The organism is Pantoea rwandensis (assembly GCF_000759475.1).
Lineage (GTDB): Bacteria > Pseudomonadota > Gammaproteobacteria > Enterobacterales > Enterobacteriaceae > Pantoea > Pantoea rwandensis_B.
On sequence record NZ_CP009454.1, the window covers coordinates 3,407,619 to 3,424,658 of the forward strand.

The window sequence follows — 17,040 nt, forward strand, 5'->3', positions numbered from 1 at the left end:
TTCTCCTGGTCATTAATCGAATTGGCTGTCTCTGTTGGCTGATACAGCGCAGATGACATTTCATGTATATACAAGTTAGCTTGCGGCAGATCATTGTCGGCATAAGCTTTTTGTGAGCCAGCCAGAATAAAAAGTGATAATTACCACGTGGTCTTTACTTGTACATACAACCTAGCAAGCGGTGTGCCAGGTCGGCAGAAGCGGTAGAATCAGGGAATGGTTACGATGTGGACGTATGGGTGCACATTTTTGGGGCGCGATTGCACTGTTATGGGGATGTCAGGGTTTAGATGGAAGCGAGATGGGTATGGCGCGTGACATGAGTTTGCACTGTAACACCGATCAAAAACTGCCACCCTTCGAAGGTGGCAGCCTGATGCAAATTAGCCCTGGCAAGCATGACGTCTTGCCCTACGACTCAGGCGATTAGCGCGGCTTCCCGGCCTGTAAAAACGCCTGCATCATTGGTTTTAGCACTTTCTGCAGCTGCGCGGCGCGATCCTGCTGCCAGGCAAACGGCGGCGTTTCATCCATATAATTCAGTTGCGCCAGTTCGAGCTGAACGGCCTGTACACCCTGCTGCGGCTGACCGTAGGCACGCGTGATATAGCCGCCTTTGAAACGTCCGTTGACGACCCAGCTGTAATCGCTTTGCGCGGCACAGACATCCTTGATCGCTTCGATTACCGCGCCAGAGCAACTCTCACCGCTGTTGGTGCCAATGTTGATATCCGGCAACTGACCATCAAACAAGCGCGGAATCACTGAGGCAATGGAGTGGGCGTCAAACAGCAGCGCATAACCGTGTTCAGCTTTCAGTCGCGCCAGCTCTTGCTGGATCTGCTGGTGATACGGCTGCCAGATATTATCGAGATAACCCTGACGCGCGGCGGCACTGGGCGTTTTCCCCTCGGCGAAGGTCGGCGTACCATCAAATAACGTCTCTGGGTACAGCCCTGTCGTCGCGGTGGTATACAGCGGCTGATTATCCGCCGGACGATTCAGGTCGATGACAAAACGGGAGTAGTGGCCAATCAGCACGCTGGCCCCCAGATCACGCACAAAATCGTACAACAGCGGAATGTGCCAGTCGGTATCCGGCAGGCCGCGTGCCGCGTCGCTCAATCCGGCATCCACTTCAGGCGTTAACTGGGTACCCGCATGCGGGATGCTGACCAGCAGCGGAAGCTTACCGGCGGTGAAATGAAAAGGTGTCATTGCGCTTCTCCACGATAGATAACCTGGCACGGCAGTTCGCCGCCCAACCAGTAAACCAGTTCTGCCGGGCGCGCCAGCGGCCAGTGCACAAAGTTTGCCACTTTGCCGGCCTCGAGCGAACCGTGCGAGTGCTGTAATCCCAACGCTTTAGCGCCCCATAAGGTCACGCCTGCCAGCGCCTCTTCCGGCGTCATGCCAAACAGCGTGCAGCCCATATTCAACATCAGACGCAGCGACAGCGCCGGTGAAGTTCCCGGATTCGCATCGCTGGCCAGCGCCATTGGCACGCCGTGTTTGCGGAACAGATCCACGGGCGGGCGTTGCGTTTCTCGCAGCAGATAGAATGCGCCCGGCAGCAACACCGCGACAGTACCGTGTTGCGCCATCGCTTGCGCATCAGCTTCAGTGGCGTATTCAAGATGATCGGCTGACAAGGCGCCGTATTCAGCCGCCAGCGTGGCGCCGCCCAACGCAGAAAGCTGCTCGGCGTGCAATTTAATCGGCATCCCCAGCGCTTTGGCTTTATCAAACACCGCGCTGACCTGCTCAGGGGAGAAGGCCAGATGTTCGCAGAAGGCATCGACCGCATCCGCCAGACCTTCCGCCTTCACCTGCGGTAGCAAGCGATTACAGATGATATCGATCCAGCCCTGTGGATTTTCCTTAAATTCCGGCGGGAAACCGTGCGCGGCCAGACAGGTCGCCAGCACATCGGCGGGGACTGTTTCTGCCAGCTCGCGGATGGCGCGCAGCATGGTCAGCTCGCTGGTTTCATCGAGGCCATAACCCGATTTAATCTCCACTGTAGTGACGCCTTCTGCCAGCAATCGATCCAGACGCCAGCGCGCGCTTGCCACCAACTCCTGCTGCGATGCCGCGCGCGTAGCACGCACCGTGGAGAGAATACCGCCGCCCTGCGCTGCAATCTCAGCATAGCTGACGCCGTTCAGACGTTGCTCAAACTCCTGGCTACGGTCGCCGCCAAACACCAGATGCGTATGGCAATCGACCAGACCCGGCGTGATGATGCCACCGTCAAATTGCTGCTGCGAACGCGGAGCAAAATTTGGCAGTTCGCTGCGCGGCCCTACCCAAATCAGCTCACCGTTATCCACCGCCAGCGCACCGTCGGCAATCAGGTTATAGTGCCCGTCTCGCATGGTGACGATATCGGCCCCCAGCCACAGGCTGTCGATCTGCTTCGCTTCTGCCATCCCACTCCCCTTCACGTCTGACGATTTACAGTGCGTCTCAAAGTATGTATATGTATATACAACTTTCCGCCCTTAAGGATCAACCATGGCCGTTTTTTTTGCCCCACGCGCGCTGCTGGCCGACGGCTGGCATGAAGACGTATTGATTACCACTGACGCATCCGGACAGATCGCTTCACTCACCCCCAGCAGCACGCCAGGCAGCGCCATCCGCCTTGCTGGCCCAGTGATCCCCGCCATCGCCAACCTGCACTCACACGCCTTCCAGCGTGCCATGGCCGGGCTGGCAGAAGTGGCGGGCGATCCGCAGGACAGTTTCTGGACATGGCGCGATCTGATGTATCGCATGGTGCAGCGCCTGTCGCCGGAGCAGGTCGGCGATATCGCCACCCATCTCTACATCGACATGCTAAAAGGCGGCTACAGCCAGGTGGCGGAATTCCACTACTTACATCACGATGCGCAGGGCAAACCCTATGCCGATGACGCGATGCTGCTCAACCTGATGGCCGCCGCCGAGACCGCTGGTATTGGTCAGACGTTGCTGCCGGTGCTTTACAGCTACAGCGGATTTGGATCGCAACCCGCCAGCGATGGCCAGCGCCGTTTCATCCAGCAGACCGATGCTTATCTGCAACAACAGCAACGCGCAGCGCAATGGAGCGCCAATAAACCGCTGCTTAATCATGGCATCTGTTTCCACTCGCTGCGCGCGGTGAATGAAACCCAGATGCGTGAAGTACTGGCCGCCAGCGCTGCTGATGTGCCGGTGCATATCCATGTGGCGGAGCAGGAAAAAGAGGTGAATGACAGTCTGGCGTGGAGCGGTGAACGTCCGGTGGCCTGGCTCTACAATCGCTTCGAGGTGGATCAGCGCTGGTGCCTGATTCATGCCACCCATCTGGACGACAGCGAAATCCAGCGCATGGCCGCCAGCGGTGCGATTGCCGGTCTCTGTCCGACCACCGAAGCCAATCTTGGCGACGGCATCTTCCCGGCGGTGGAATACATCGCACGCGGTGGGCGCTGGGGCATTGGATCGGACAGCCATGTGTCGCTCAGTGCGCTGGAAGAACTGCGCTGGCTGGAGTACGGTCAGCGCCTGCGCGATCGCCGTCGCAATCGTATCACCCTGCCCCACCAGCCTTCTGTGGGCGATCTGCTGTGGCAGCAGGCGGCACAAGGCGGTGCGCAAGCGTGCGCGATCAACACAGGTGAACTGGCCGTGGGTAAACGCGCCGACTGGCTGGTGCTGGAAAACGATGCCTTCCTGGGCAGCGTGAGTTCAGCATCACTTCTTAACCGCTGGCTGTTTGGCGGTAGCCAAAGCCAGATCCGCGATGTGTTTGTCGCCGGTAATCAGGTCATCAGCGAGGGCCATCATCGGGCAGAAGAAGCTGCTGCAGCACGCATTGCCGAGGCGATGAGGGCGCTGCAATGAGAACACGCTTTGACTACAGCCAGCTGCCCGTGAGCCGCTGGCGCAACGGCGGCGGCGAAACGCGTGAAATCGTCAGCTTTCCGCCCGGTGAGGCAGAGTTTGGCTGGCGCGCCAGTATTGCCACCATCGATGCCGACGGACCTTTCTCGCCGTTCCCCAGTATCGATCGTGTGATTACGCTGCTGAATGGCGACAGCGTGGTACTTCGCAGTGATAGCGTCGAGCACGCGTTGTTGCCGCATCAGCCGTGGGCATTTCCCGGTGAATGGTCGATCGATGCGCAGATCAGTGGCAGCTGTCAGGATTTCAATATCATGACCCGCCGTGACAGTTGGCAGGCTCAGGTGGAGGTTGTGCAACACGCTGTTGCCAGCGAACACGGTGTCGCGTGGGTGCTATCGGGTGAATGGCAGAGTGCGGACGGCGAAAGCATCGCGGTTAATCAGGGGATGTGGTGGCTGGATGAAGAGACGCAGCTGGCACCGCGAACCTCGGATGCCAGCCTGCTGTTTGTGGCGCTTAGCCGTGTCCTCTGAAACGCCCCAGTAACTTATAGCGCGAGCCGGGATAGAGCAGGCGCGCGTAAGTCACAATCTTGTTGTCGCTCCAGGTCTGACGACGAATCAGCAAGCAAGGCTCATGCTCATCCAGCGCCAGATGTTTACGCTGGCGCAGATCGGGCAGGACCGCTTCCACAATATGCTCACCGGCAGTCAACGGCGCCACGCGCATCAAATAGGTGTAGGGCGTCAGTTGATGATAATCCTGGCTGAGGTAATCCGGTGCCACCAGCGGGTTAACCAGACGATCTTCCAGTTGCACTGGCATGTCGTTTTCGTAATGCACAATCAACGAATGATACAGCGTCTGTCCGGTGGACAAGCCCAACACAGCGGCTTGTTCTGGATCGGCCTTCATCTGCCCAATCGACAAAATTTTGCAGCTGTGGCGATGACCGCGCTGAGCAATCTCATCGGCGATGTTATGCACTTCCAGCATCGCGGTGTAGCCCTTCATCTCCGCGACAAAGGTGCCGACGCCTTGCATGCGCACCAAAAAACCTTCGCTGGTGAGTTCACGCAGCGCACGGTTAATGGTCATGCGGCTCACGCCCAGCTCGTTAACCAGCTCACTTTCGGACGGTACGCGCTGATTCGCTTTCCAGTGACCTTCACGGATCTGGCTGACGATCGCCTGTTTCACGCGCTGATAAATCGGTGCTGGCTCATCGCCCATCGCTGCGGCCAGCTGCGCTATTGCCGTTTGCTCCGCCATATCCTGTTCCTTTTCCGAATAATGCCCAAAGTTTACTGTCTCAGCACGTAAATGTATATACATCCAATTGTGCAGACAGCGCGTCAACAGTGCAGCGTTCTCCCTGTTTCGGTGCAATGCGGCTGCGGCTGGATGACACATACCGCATTGCGGCGCATTTCACAGAATCCAATCAATCTGGCACAGCCCTTGCTACTTGTATAGACAAGATTAGACACTTATGCTTCACTCAGCTCATTCAATGGTGCTACCCCTTGCCAGATCGTCAACTCAGGGCGTGCAGGTAGCACTCGATCACTTGTATAGACAGGAGTAGACTATGTCAGGTTCGGTTCAGGAAATTCGCCTCGTTCCCGGTGAAGTGGACCTCGCGACCTTGCGGGCGATTTATCAAAGCAAGGTGACGCTCACGTTAGCGGATGACGCCCGTGCGGCCATCGATCGCGCGAATGAAACCGTCGATGCCATCGTGGCATCAGGCAAAGTGGTGTACGGCATCAATACCGGCTTCGGCAAACTGGCCCAGACACAGATTCCTTCTGAACGTCTGGCAGAGTTGCAGCGCAATCTGGTGCTGTCGCATAGCGTGGGCTTGGGCAACTTACTGCCCGATAACGTTACGCGCTTAGTGGTCGCCACCAAAATCATCAGCCTGGCACGCGGTCACTCCGGCGTGCGTATCCAGTTAATTGAAGCCCTGCTGGCGCTGTTTAATGCCGGTGTCATGCCGTGTATCCCGGAAAAAGGTTCGGTTGGCGCATCGGGCGATTTGGCCCCGCTGGCCCATCTGTCTTTGATGTTGCTGGGCGAAGGCCAGGTGCGCGTCGGCGGAGAACTGATTCCTGCTACGGAAGGGCTGGCACGCGTTGGCCTGCAGCCGATTGTGCTGGGACCGAAAGAGGGTTTGGCACTGCTGAATGGCACTCAGGTCTCTAACGCGCTGGCACTGCGCGGCTTGTTTGAAGCCGAAAACCTGTTTGCCGCAGGCTTGATGGCGGGTGCATTGTCGCTGGAAGCGATCAAAGGCTCAGTAAAACCTTTCGATGCGCGTATTCATCAGGCGCGTGGTCAGCACGGGCAAATCGCGGTGGCCGCTGCGGTTTCTTCCTTATTGGAAGGCAGTGAAATCCTCAGCTCACATACGAATTGTGGTCGCGTGCAGGATCCCTACTCGATTCGCTGCGTACCGCAGGTTATGGGCGCGTGCTTAGACAATCTCAGCCATGCGTCGCGCGTACTGCAAATTGAAGCCAATGCGGCCTCCGATAATCCGCTGGTGTTCAGTGAAAGTGGTGATGTGATTTCAGGCGGTAACTTCCACGCTGAACCGGTGGCGTTTGCCGCCGATATCATCGCGCTGGCGATTGCCGAAATTGGAGCGATTTCCGAGCGCCGTATGGCACTGTTGCTGGATACCGGTCTCTCTGGCCTGCCGCCATTCCTGGTGCGCGATGGTGGAGTGAACTCTGGCTTTATGATTGCTCAGGTCACCGCTGCCGCACTGGCTTCTGAAAACAAATCGCTGGCGCATCCGGGCAGTGTAGATAGCCTGCCGACCTCCGCTAACCAGGAAGATCACGTATCGATGGCCACCTACGCCGCGCGTCGCCTTGGTGATATGTGCTTCAACACCGCTGCCGTGGTCGGCATTGAAGCCATGGCTGCGGCACAGGGCATCGACTTCCACCGCCCATTGCAAAGCTCGACTGCACTGGAACAAGAGATAGGGCGCATCCGCGAACACGTCGCCTTCCTCGATCAAGACCGTTTAATGGCGCCGGATATTGAATCCATGCGCCTGTGGGCCAGCCGTCACGCCTGGCCTGAATCCCTTACTGCACTGCTGCCAAGCCAGCGTTCACCTTCCCTTTAAGGAATTGATGATGAGCGAAACTTTATCTCAGGCTGTTGCCCGCGAAATCCGTGCGCCGCGCGGTAATGAACTGCATTGTGCGAATTGGTTGATTGAAGCGGCTTACCGCATGATCCAGAACAACCTCGATCCTGATGTGGCTGAGCGCCCGGAAGATCTGGTGGTATACGGCGGTATCGGTAAAGCGGCACGCAACTGGGAGTGCTTTGAGCAGATTCTACGTTCACTGCGTGCGTTACAGCCCGAAGAAACCTTGCTGATCCAGTCAGGCAAACCGGTGGGTGTGTTCCGTACCCATGCCGATGCACCACGCGTCTTGCTGGCTAACTCCAACCTGGTGCCGCACTGGGCTAACTGGGATCATTTCCACGAGCTGGATAAAGCCGGCCTGATGATGTACGGCCAGATGACCGCCGGTTCCTGGATCTACATTGGTGCGCAAGGCATCGTGCAGGGCACCTTTGAAACCTTCGCCGAAGCGGGTCGCCAGCATTATGACAGCGATTTGAGCGGCCGCTGGATCCTGACAGCAGGCCTGGGCGGCATGGGCGGCGCGCAACCGCTGGCTGGCGTGCTGGCCGGTGCCAGCGTGTTAGCCATTGAGTGCCAGGAATCACGTATCGATTTCCGTCTGCGCACCCGTTACGTCGACCACAAAGCTTATACCCTAGACGAAGCGCTGGATCTGATTGAGAAAGCCACCAAAGCCAAACAGGCGATTTCTGTTGGTCTGCTGGGCAACGCCGCCGAAATCGTGCCGGAGTTGGTGAAGCGTGCCAAAGCGGGCGGCATGAAACCGGATATCGTCACCGATCAGACTTCCGCACACGATCCGATCAATGGCTATCTGCCAGTGGGTTGGGATCTGGATCGCTGGCAGGCCGAGCGCGTCAGCAATCCTAAAGCTGTTGAGAAAGCGGCACGTGCGTCGATGGCGGTGCATGTGCAGGCGATGCTCGACTTCCATCATATGGGCGTGCCGACCGTGGATTACGGTAACAACATTCGTCAGGTGGCGCTGGATGAAGGGGTGAAAAACGCCTTTGATTTCCCAGGCTTCGTGCCCGCCTATATTCGTCCACTGTTCTGTGAAGGCAAAGGTCCCTTCCGCTGGGTGGCGCTGTCAGGCGATCCGGAAGACATCTACAAAACTGACGCCAAGCTGAAAGAACTGTTCCCGGAACACAAGAACCTGCATCGCTGGCTCGACATGGCGCAGGAACGTATTGCCTTCCAGGGGCTACCAGCGCGCATCTGCTGGTTGGGTCTGGGCGAGCGCCATAAAGCCGCGCTGGCATTCAACGAAATGGTGCGCAACGGTGAGCTGAAAGCGCCTATCGTCATCGGCCGTGACCACCTCGACTGTGGTTCCGTGGCGTCACCCAACCGTGAAACCGAAGCGATGAAAGACGGTTCGGATGCGGTGTCTGACTGGCCGCTGCTGAATGCCCTGCTGAACACCGCAGGCGGCGCGACCTGGGTGAGCCTGCATCACGGCGGCGGCGTTGGCATGGGCTTCTCGCAGCACTCCGGCGTGGTGATTGTCTGCGACGGCACCGCCGAAGCGGATGCGCGTCTCGGCCGCGTGCTGTGGAACGATCCGGCGACGGGCGTGATGCGTCACGCGGACGCGGGCTATGAACTGGCACAGAGCTGTGCCAAAGAGCATGGCTTGAATCTGCCGATGCAGAAGTAATTTGTCGTGATAACTGAAGTCGCCTTTCACCGGGCGACATTTTTTCGTCTTAGTTCAGCCGCCAAACCTTCTCTCTACTCTCTACTCTCTACTCTGTACTCTCTACTCTCTACTCTCTACTCTCTACTCTCTACTCTCTACTCTCTACTCTCTACTCAATGTTTCGTGCCATATCCCGGACTGACAACCATAGATTGCCGCATAAAACTCGTGAATCCCCCCTTTAACCCTTCAGCCCCTACAATCCCTCATTCCCTCATTCGCTCATCCCCTCAGTCTCTCAGTCTCTCAGTCTCTCAGTCTCTCAGTCTCTCAGTCTCTCAGTCTCCCAGTCTCCCAGTCTCCCAGTCTCCCAGTCTCCCAGTCTCCCAGTCTCCCAGTCTCCCAGTCTCCCAGTCTCCCAGTCTCCCAGTCTCCCAGTCTCCCAGTCTCCCAGTCTCCCAGTCTCTCAATCACTCAATCCTTAATCCTTAATCCTTAATCCTTAATCCTTAAATGCAGCATGCTGCGGAGCATATTCCATTCCGCTATAGCCTATAGCCAAATTATTCCGTTCCACGATAGACGCCGCCCTGCGCTTACCACTACAGTGGAGACATCGCGTTATGTGTCAGAAAAATCGCAGCAACTGCTGCTGATGGAGAGCCTAACTTTATGAGCCTGCCTGCCGTCCTGCTGGAAAACGCCCTGAAATGGCGCCGTCAGTTACACCAACATCCTGAACTCGGTTACCAGGAGCAACAAACCAGCGAGCTGGTTGCGAACGTGCTCTCCGAAGCAGGATTACAAGTGTTCCGTGGCCTGGCAGGCACTGGCGTGATTGGCACCCTGGAAAACGGTCCTGGGCCGGTGATTGGCTTGCGTGCCGATATGGATGCCCTACCGATGACCGAAAAAGGTGCACCGGAGTGGAAATCCAGCCGCCCTGGCGTGATGCACGCCTGCGGTCACGATGGACATACGGCGATTCTCCTCGCAGCAGCCTGCCAATTGGCCAGCACCCGCAACTTCAAAGGCACGGTGCACTTCCTGTTCCAGCCTGCGGAAGAGAATCTTGGCGGTGCGCGGAAAATGGTGGAAGAAGGTTTATTTAAGCGTTTCCCAATGGATGCGGTTTACGCCATGCACAACTGGCCGGGTTTGCCGTTGGGTTCACTGGCGGTGAATCCAGGTGCGATGATGGCCTCGCTGGATTCCTTTGAGATCACCCTCAACGGTAAAAGCTGCCATGCGGCGATGCCAGAGAGCGGTGCCGACCCGATGGTGGTGGCAGCAGAATTGATTATGGCGCTGCAAACCATCCCGTCACGTCGTTTGTCACCGCTGGCGTCAGCGGTGGTGAGCGTGACGCAGATCCATGGCGGTGAAGCGATTAATGTGATTCCCGAGCAGATTGTGTTGCGTGGTACGGTGCGATGTTTGCAGACTGACGTACGTGACCGCGTGCGCAGTCTGATAGAAGATTTTGTCACTACCCTGCCGCGCCCGTTTGGCGTCAGCGGCGAGATTCACTGGTATCCGGGTTACCCCGTTACCGCCAACCATGCCCTCCCGGCGGAACAGGTACGTGAGGTTGCCCAGCGCGTGTTAGGCGAATCACAGGTGCATTGGCATGTGAATCCTTCTATGGCATCGGAAGATTTTGCCTGTATGCTGGAATCCTGCCCGGGTGCTTACTTCTGGCTCGGTGCCGATGGCACAACACCTTCCGCTCCATTGCACAACGCGCATTACGATTTCAATGATGAGTTGTTGCCAATTGGTATCAGTTTCTGGCAGCAACTGGTTGAGAACGTGCTGGTCAAAGCCTGACTAGCAGGATTCGCGGAATCCAGGAATCTCAAGCGGCATTGCGCGCTTGATCTTCTATCATCTCTCGGCTGTGCATTTGACCCGCAACCAAAGGCTGCGGGTATTGTTCTACCCGTCAGATCCCAGCTTGCTGCAAGCGGGTTTCCGCCTCATCCAGCGTCGCTGATTCCCCGGTTGCCACTAAGCAGCACGCCAGCTGTAAACGCAGCGCCTGTGGCACCGCTCGTTCGCCGCACAGCACCTGTTTTATCCAGTCTGCGGTGTCCTGCGCATTTTTACTTTCTGGCAGTTCCACACTGATTTCTGGCTGGCGCTCTACCCACACTTCCGCCTGTGCGCCCGCACCGGCAATGTAGTTAATCGCCGGACAGCGCTGTGGATTCGCATACACTTCACCTTCGGTGCCGTTCAGCAGAATGCCGGGTGCATCGATATCCTGAAAGAACTTGCCGACGCGCGGCACATATTCCGGATGGGAAACACTCGCCAGACGCAACGCGGCACGTTCGGCAAACGGCGTGGCCAGCTTCGCCAGCGTGTGCGCACTATTACGCACGCCCATGCGCCAGCGCAGCGACAGCTGTTTTGCCATCGGTGCACACAGGTGATCGATGGTGATAAAGGCCAGTTCGCCGCTCTCCAGCTTCGCTTGTGCCTGTTGCGCGTTGGTGACCGGCGCAATATCCAGCGCCGCCAGCACGGCTTCGGTGGTGATGCGCGTCGGATCGTCACTCACACCGTGCAGCAATACCGGAAAACCGAGTTTGCTTAATAGTAAGGCTAACAGCGGCGTGAGATTGCCCTGACGACGTGCGCCGTTGTAGCTGGGGATCACAATCGGCATCGGGCGATTGGCGGGCGGCTGCAACTGCATCATCTGCTGCTGCATGGCGTGGTAAAAACCGCGCATCTCCTCTTCACCTTCGCCCTTGATACGCAGGGCGATCAGCACACCACCAAGTTCCAGTTCGGGTACTTCATCCGCCAGCATCGCGCTGTACAGCGCAACGGCGGTGTCAAAATCGATATCGCGCGCGTGATTCTTACCGCGCCCAATCTCTTTGATGATTTTATTCAGTTCCATCAGGGCATTCCCGCTTCCAGGGCGCGCCGATATCTGGCGGCCAAAAGGTCATTGAGGTGCGCCTGGGCACACCTAAGATTTCTTACTTTTACGCTTCGCTGATTTTACTGGGGCTTTAACCACTGCTTTTACCGCTGGTTTTATGCTGGCTTCAGGCACCATCGGTTGCTCAATCGGAAACACCGGTAAGGCGGCCAGCAGCCGACTGCCATAAGCTTTATTAAGCAGTCGCCGATCGTATATCACGATCTCCCCGAAGCAGTGATGGCTACGAATCAGACGCCCGACTTGCTGAATCAACGTAAACGAGGCGCTGGGTAAACTCTGCACTTCGAACGGGTAGCGTTTGAGGCTCTTCAGCCACTCCCCTTCGGTCAAAATTACCGGACTGTCCACCGGGGGAAAAGCAATTTTATGGATATGCACCTGCGTCAGCAGATCGCCCTTTAAATCCAGTCCTTCAGCAAAAGACTGCAGTCCGACCAGAATACTGGTTTGCCCCGCTTCGACTCGCTGGCGATGCAGCTCCACTAAGCGCGAACGAGGTTGATCGCCCTGCACCAGCATCGATAAGCGTAATGCGCTGACATGGCTGACAAACTGCTGCATCGCGCGCCCGCTGGCAAACAGCACCAGCACGCCTTTGTGCTTCTCTTCTGCCATTTGTTGCAGGAAAAATCCTGCCATCTCGGCGATGTGCTCTGCTTCATTCGCCATCAGCGGTTCATAGCGCATTTGCGGGATCACCAGCTTGCCTTGATCGACATGATTAAATGGCGAATCCAGCGCCACAAAGCGATCGCCCGCTTTCTCGTTTAGCCCTGACATCTCTTGCAGCCGATTGAAGCTGTTCAGTGAGCGCAAGGTCGCCGAGGTCACTACCACATGCGGGATTTTACGCCACAGCAGTTTTTCCAGCTGATCGCTGACGCGAATCCCGGCGCAGTGAAACAGCAGATGCGCCTGGCCGTCGCGAATTTCTCGCGTAATCCATTTCGATACCGGCGCATTAGAGGCTTTCTCCATGGCCGCCAGTCGCCAAAGTTTACTGATCGATTCGAACCAGCCAAACTGACGGTTAAGCTGAATAATCGCCCGATGCAGTCGCATAATGTCGGCTTTGCCGGTTTGCTCACCTAACTCATTGAGTAACCCTTCGCTCAACCCGCGTAAGGCATCGCTCAGTTTGAACAACCGTGCGCACATCGTCATCAGTTCTTCCGGCAACTCACCCAGCACAAAACGGAACTCACCCGGCTGGTTGTGCGCGGGTAATAACGGATTCAGCGCGTCGCACAGAATTTGCAGCAGTTCACGCATCTCATCACAATGGCCTTTTAACCGCTCAGGGTTGGTCAGTGGAGGAGGCGATTTCGGGCGGAACTGCGCCATGATGGTTTCCACCAGCCGCACAAACAGATCGAGCTGCAAACTGCTCCAGCCGGGGGTGATTTCCGCGCTCATCTCCAGCGCGTCACGCGCCACTTCTGGCAGATGATGACCTTCGTCTAGCACCAGCATCAGGTGTTTGGCAGGCGGTAAGACGGATTCATTCTCCATCGCCGCCATCACCAGCGCATGGTTCGCCACCACCACATCCGCCTGTTCTATTTCACGACGTGCAACAAAGAACGGGCATTCACGATACCAGCGGCAGTGATGCCCCAGGCAGTTGGCTTTATCGGTGGAAAGGCGCTGCCACAGGCTGTCATCAATCGAGACATCGGAGTGATCGCGCAGGCCATCCCATTTGTAGCTGCTGAGTTGCTTTTCCAGTTTGGCGCAGAACTTCTGCTCTTCTTTCGACCCGGTTACCGCTTCTTCATCGAGATACAGCAGCAGGTCACCCTGCTGATCCTCGGTCGCGGCCAGCGCCGCGAGATTGCGCGGGCAAACATAGCGGCCACGGCCAAACGCGGCAGTGAAGGTGAGATCGGGGATGATTTTTTTCAGCAGCGGCAGATCTTTGCTGAAGATCTGATCCTGCAGCGCGACGTTGGCGGTGCTGATCACTAACCGCTTCTCTTCGGCGCGGCTCACCGCGATGCCGGGAATCAGATAAGACAAGGTTTTGCCCACGCCGGTGGGGGCTTCAATCACCAGATGGCGGCCTTCATCACCGGCCAGACTTTTTGCCACTTCGGCAATCATCTGACGCTGGGGCGCACGGGGGATAAAGTCAGGAACCTGCTGCTGCAGCGCCTTATACCATTGCGCAATCTGGCTTTTTATCGCTGCTGTCAGGGCCATGTTCATTACTGTTTGCTGAATTGGCCTGTATTTTTACACAGTATCGGCGCAGCGTCAGCTTTCGCTGCTATTTTTTCGCGCTGGATTCAGAATTTCACGCATCGCGCGGATCAGCGTTTCGCGGGCTCGTCCCCGACGGAAGGCAAAGGAGAACGGTGCGCGGAAGTGAAAATGTTGCGGCAACAAGCGGCATAGCGTGCCCTGCTGTTCCCCGCTTTGCGCGTAGTGTTCCGGCAAATAGCCGATATATCTCCCGGAGAGGATCAGCGTCAGCTGCGCCTCTATACTCTCCACTGAGGCGTTAGTCTGGCGGAAGCCGCGCTTGTTTAACTCCTGCTGATTCCAGTAACGCCGCGTCACCATGCCGGTTTGCTGCACGGTGCGCATATCCGGATCGCCCTGCGCCAGGGGATGTTGCGGACTGCAATACAACCAGTGTTGCTCCTCATAAAGCGGAATGGTGACCAGATTGCTGGCACGCAGCGGAAAGTGCCCGATTGCCAGATCGAGGCGGTCTTCCAGTAACTGCTGCTGCAGTTCGTTGGGATCGCGCACGCTGAGATTGAAAAATACCGCCGGAAAACGCTGATTAAAGCGCGCAATCGCCGCCGGCAGATCCAGCGTGCTGTCGGTGACAGTGGCATCCACCACGCCCAGCGAAAAGGTGCCACCCTGGGCACTTTTTAGCGTCTCAACCTGCTCTTGCCAACCCGCCAGCGTGGCCAGCATTTCCTGACTGTAACGATGAAACTGTTCGCCTTTCGTGGTGAGGGTAAAACCGCCACGTCCGCGCTGACACAGAATAAAACCCAGCTGCGTTTCCAGCTCGCTCATATAGGCGCTAATGGCGGGCGTGGTCATATTCAGCGCCTGCTGAGCACGTGAATAGCCCTGATTCTCCACCACGCTGGCGAACACCTGGAGCAGTTTGAGATTGGGGAGCGTTTGCACCTCATTTCCTTCAGTGATTACAGACTAAAGTTAACCAATCTATGAAGTGATTATTTGCTGTCAAGGATTTTTCCCGCGCCTGCCTCAGGCCATGATGAGACTCACTTAGCCGAAGGAGTTCGTGATGACCGATTTTCCTCAGCCGCAGGGCGGCAACGAGATGCCCCGTTTCGCCGGCCGTGGCACCATGATGCGTTTGCCTGCTGCCGAATCCCCTGCCGATCTTGATGTCGCGTTTGTAGGCATTCCGCTGGATATCGGCACGTCGCAGCGTAGCGGCACGCGCTATGGTCCACGCGCCATTCGCGCTGATTCCGTGATGATTCGCCCGTATAACATGGCGACGGGCGCAGCGCCTTTTGATTCGTTGCGCGTCGGCGATCTCGGCGATGTGCCCATCAATACTTACAGCCTGCTGAAGTCGGTCGATATCATCGAAAACTATTATACCGAGCTGAACAATTGGCCGATTATCCCGTTAACGCTCGGGGGCGATCACACGCTAACGCTGCCGATTTTGCGGGCGCTGGCGAAGAAGCACGGGCCGATGGGCCTGATCCACATTGACGCGCACACCGATACTAACGATGAGATGTTCGGCGAAAAGATCGCCCACGGCACCACATTCCGCCGTGCGGTAGAAGAAGGCCTGCTCGACTGCCAGCGCGTGGTGCAAATTGGTCAGCGCGCTCAAGGCTACGCCGCCGATGATTTCCAGTGGGGCGTCGATCAAGGCTTCCACCTGGTGCCGGCCGAGCAGTGCTGGTATCGATCCATGACACCTCTGATGGCCGAAGTGCGTGCGCGTATCGGCAACGGTCCGGTGTATCTCAGCTATGACATCGACAGTTTCGATCCTGCATGGGCACCCGGCACCGGTACGCCAGAAGTGGGTGGATTGACCTCAATGCAGGGACTGGAGATTGTGCGCGGCTGTCGCGGACTCAATCTGGTCGGTGGCGATCTGGTCGAAGTGTCACCGCCGTACGATATCAGCGGCATGACCTCCCAGCTGGCAGCCAATATCCTTTATGAGATGCTGTGCGTATTGCCCGGCGTCCGTTACACAGAGAAAAAAGCATGACACAACAGAATTTGGTGTTTCCGGCGCGCGTGCTGCGCGGCGCGGGTGTGATCAATCAGCTGGGCGAGATTTGCGCGGGGCTGGGCAAACGCGCTCTGCTGATCGGCGGCCATCAGGCACTGCAGTCGGTGGAAGCGCAGGTGCGCGCTCAACTGCTGGCGGCGAACGTGACGCTGCTGGCGCAGGAGTGGTTTGGTGGTGAGACCTCGATTAACCAGATCAACCGTCTGGCCGCCATCGCCACCGAGCTGCAAGCAGAGGTGATCATTGGCGTCGGCGGTGGTAAGTCGCTGGATACGGTGAAAGCCGTGGGGGCGCAGTTGGGGCTGCCGTTTATCACCATCCCGACCATTGCCGCCACCTGTTCAGCAGTGACGCCGTTGACCATTCGCTATGATGATAACGGCAATTTCTTCGATATTTTCCCGCTGCCACAGGCACCCGCGGCAGTGATCATCGATAGCGAGTTGCTGGCTAAAGCCCCTGCTCGCTGGCTGGCTGCTGGTTTGGGCGATACCCTGGCTAAATGGTATGAGTTTCGTGCAGTGAGCGTCAGCCATCCGGCGCGTGAAGGCAATGCATTGTCATCATTGGCTCATAGCCAGATTTGCTATGACGTGATCGCGGAACACGGCCCGGCGGCCTATGCGGCGGTGCTGCGCGGCGAGAGCAGCGCCTCATTGGATCAGGTGCTGGATGCGATCTTTACCTGGGCCGGATTGACCTCGCTGATGAGCAACGGCGCCCATGCGGCAGCATCCCATGCAATTTATGAAGGATTTACCTTCTGCGATAAGACGCGTGAGTTCGGTCATGGCCTGTTGGTTGGCTTTGGCAACTTGTGCCTGTTGGCGCTGGAAGATCGCAGCGATGAAGAGGTACTGGATGAGATGCGTCTGGCGCGCGATTGCGGTGTGCCATTGACGCTGCATGAGATTGCCGAGTTGGATGATGCCGAGCTGGCGCTGATTGTGCGTGAATCCGTGCATGCACCGGACATGGAGAATATGTCGGTGGCGGTCACCGAAGCCCGCCTGCTGGCGGCGATGCAGCGGATTGAAGGGTTGGCTGATCGGGTTTAAACCCGGGGGTGAGTGCTTGTGCGGGCCGTAGCACCGCTGCTGCTGCCGGGCAGTCCTCGC

At 57.3% G+C, this 17,040-nt stretch carries 14 protein-coding genes; 8 read left to right on the forward strand and 6 right to left on the reverse strand.

All coding sequences use genetic code 11. From position 1 onward, the window contains the following. The first annotated feature begins 235 nt into the window (after positions 1 to 235). Entirely contained in the window at positions 236 to 430 is a 195-nt protein-coding gene (locus LH22_RS20635) for a hypothetical protein (protein WP_156102805.1), read from the forward strand. Here LH22_RS20635 and hutG read toward each other — a convergent pair. Then, positions 427 to 1,218, reverse strand: coding sequence for an N-formylglutamate deformylase (hutG, locus tag LH22_RS15575; RefSeq protein ID WP_038647970.1), 792 nt, complete (start codon positions 1,216 to 1,218; stop codon positions 427 to 429). The genes LH22_RS20635 and hutG overlap by 4 nt on opposite strands. Next, on the reverse strand, positions 1,215 to 2,432 hold the full coding sequence (hutI, locus tag LH22_RS15580; RefSeq protein WP_038647972.1) for an imidazolonepropionase: 1,218 nt from the start codon (positions 2,430 to 2,432) through the stop codon (positions 1,215 to 1,217). Before hutI ends, hutG begins: the two co-directional genes overlap by 4 nt. Before the next feature lie 85 nt (positions 2,433 to 2,517). Here hutI and LH22_RS15585 point away from each other — a divergent pair, with 85 nt between their 5' ends. Both LH22_RS15585 and LH22_RS15590 read left to right on the forward strand, forming a co-directional pair. Beyond that, positions 2,518 to 3,873, forward strand: coding sequence for a formimidoylglutamate deiminase (locus LH22_RS15585; RefSeq protein ID WP_038647975.1), 1,356 nt, complete (start codon positions 2,518 to 2,520; stop codon positions 3,871 to 3,873). Next, positions 3,870 to 4,409, forward strand: coding sequence for a HutD/Ves family protein (locus LH22_RS15590; RefSeq protein WP_038647978.1), 540 nt, complete (start codon positions 3,870 to 3,872; stop codon positions 4,407 to 4,409). The genes LH22_RS15585 and LH22_RS15590 overlap by 4 nt, the downstream gene beginning before the upstream one ends. Here the strand turns inward: LH22_RS15590 and hutC are convergent. Then, positions 4,393 to 5,148 (reverse strand): histidine utilization repressor, encoded by a 756-nt coding sequence (gene hutC / locus LH22_RS15595; protein WP_034820947.1) that lies wholly within the window; start codon positions 5,146 to 5,148, stop codon positions 4,393 to 4,395. The two genes, LH22_RS15590 and hutC, sit on opposite strands and share 17 nt — an antisense overlap. 319 nt (positions 5,149 to 5,467) lie before the next feature. Here hutC and hutH point away from each other — a divergent pair, with 319 nt between their 5' ends. From hutH to LH22_RS15610, 3 genes are all read left to right on the forward strand, one after another. Further along, positions 5,468 to 7,021, forward strand: a complete 1,554-nt coding sequence (gene hutH, locus LH22_RS15600) for a histidine ammonia-lyase (protein WP_038647981.1) — start codon at positions 5,468 to 5,470, stop codon at positions 7,019 to 7,021. Positions 7,022 to 7,031: 10 nt separating this feature from the next. Further along, positions 7,032 to 8,717, forward strand: coding sequence for a urocanate hydratase (hutU, locus tag LH22_RS15605; protein ID WP_038647984.1), 1,686 nt, complete (start codon positions 7,032 to 7,034; stop codon positions 8,715 to 8,717). A 654-nt stretch (positions 8,718 to 9,371) separates the two neighbouring features. After that, positions 9,372 to 10,529: a M20 aminoacylase family protein gene (locus tag LH22_RS15610; protein ID WP_038647987.1), complete on the forward strand. Its 1,158-nt coding sequence runs from the start codon at positions 9,372 to 9,374 to the stop codon at positions 10,527 to 10,529. A gap of 115 nt (positions 10,530 to 10,644) precedes the next feature. Here LH22_RS15610 and ybiB read toward each other — a convergent pair whose 3' ends face one another. The 3 genes from ybiB to LH22_RS15625 form a co-directional block, all read right to left on the reverse strand. Beyond that, a complete protein-coding gene (gene ybiB, locus LH22_RS15615; protein ID WP_038647989.1) occupies positions 10,645 to 11,613 on the reverse strand; it encodes a DNA-binding protein YbiB in 969 nt (322 codons plus the stop codon). A 72-nt stretch (positions 11,614 to 11,685) separates the two neighbouring features. Then, positions 11,686 to 13,863: an ATP-dependent DNA helicase DinG gene (gene dinG / locus LH22_RS15620; protein WP_038650199.1), complete on the reverse strand. Its 2,178-nt coding sequence runs from the start codon at positions 13,861 to 13,863 to the stop codon at positions 11,686 to 11,688. 54 nt (positions 13,864 to 13,917) lie between these two features. Then, positions 13,918 to 14,814: a LysR family transcriptional regulator gene (locus LH22_RS15625; protein ID WP_038647992.1), complete on the reverse strand. Its 897-nt coding sequence runs from the start codon at positions 14,812 to 14,814 to the stop codon at positions 13,918 to 13,920. Positions 14,815 to 14,938: 124 nt separating this feature from the next. On the opposite strand from LH22_RS15625, the gene speB reads away from it, so the two are divergent. Next, positions 14,939 to 15,898 carry an agmatinase gene (gene speB, locus LH22_RS15630; RefSeq protein WP_038647995.1) on the forward strand — a complete coding sequence of 320 codons (960 nt, stop codon included), beginning with the start codon at positions 14,939 to 14,941 and terminating at the stop codon, positions 15,896 to 15,898. Continuing rightward, positions 15,895 to 16,980 carry an iron-containing alcohol dehydrogenase family protein gene (locus LH22_RS15635; RefSeq protein ID WP_038647997.1) on the forward strand — a complete coding sequence of 362 codons (1,086 nt, stop codon included), beginning with the start codon at positions 15,895 to 15,897 and terminating at the stop codon, positions 16,978 to 16,980. The genes speB and LH22_RS15635 overlap by 4 nt, the downstream gene beginning before the upstream one ends. Positions 16,981 to 17,040: the final 60 nt, after the last annotated feature.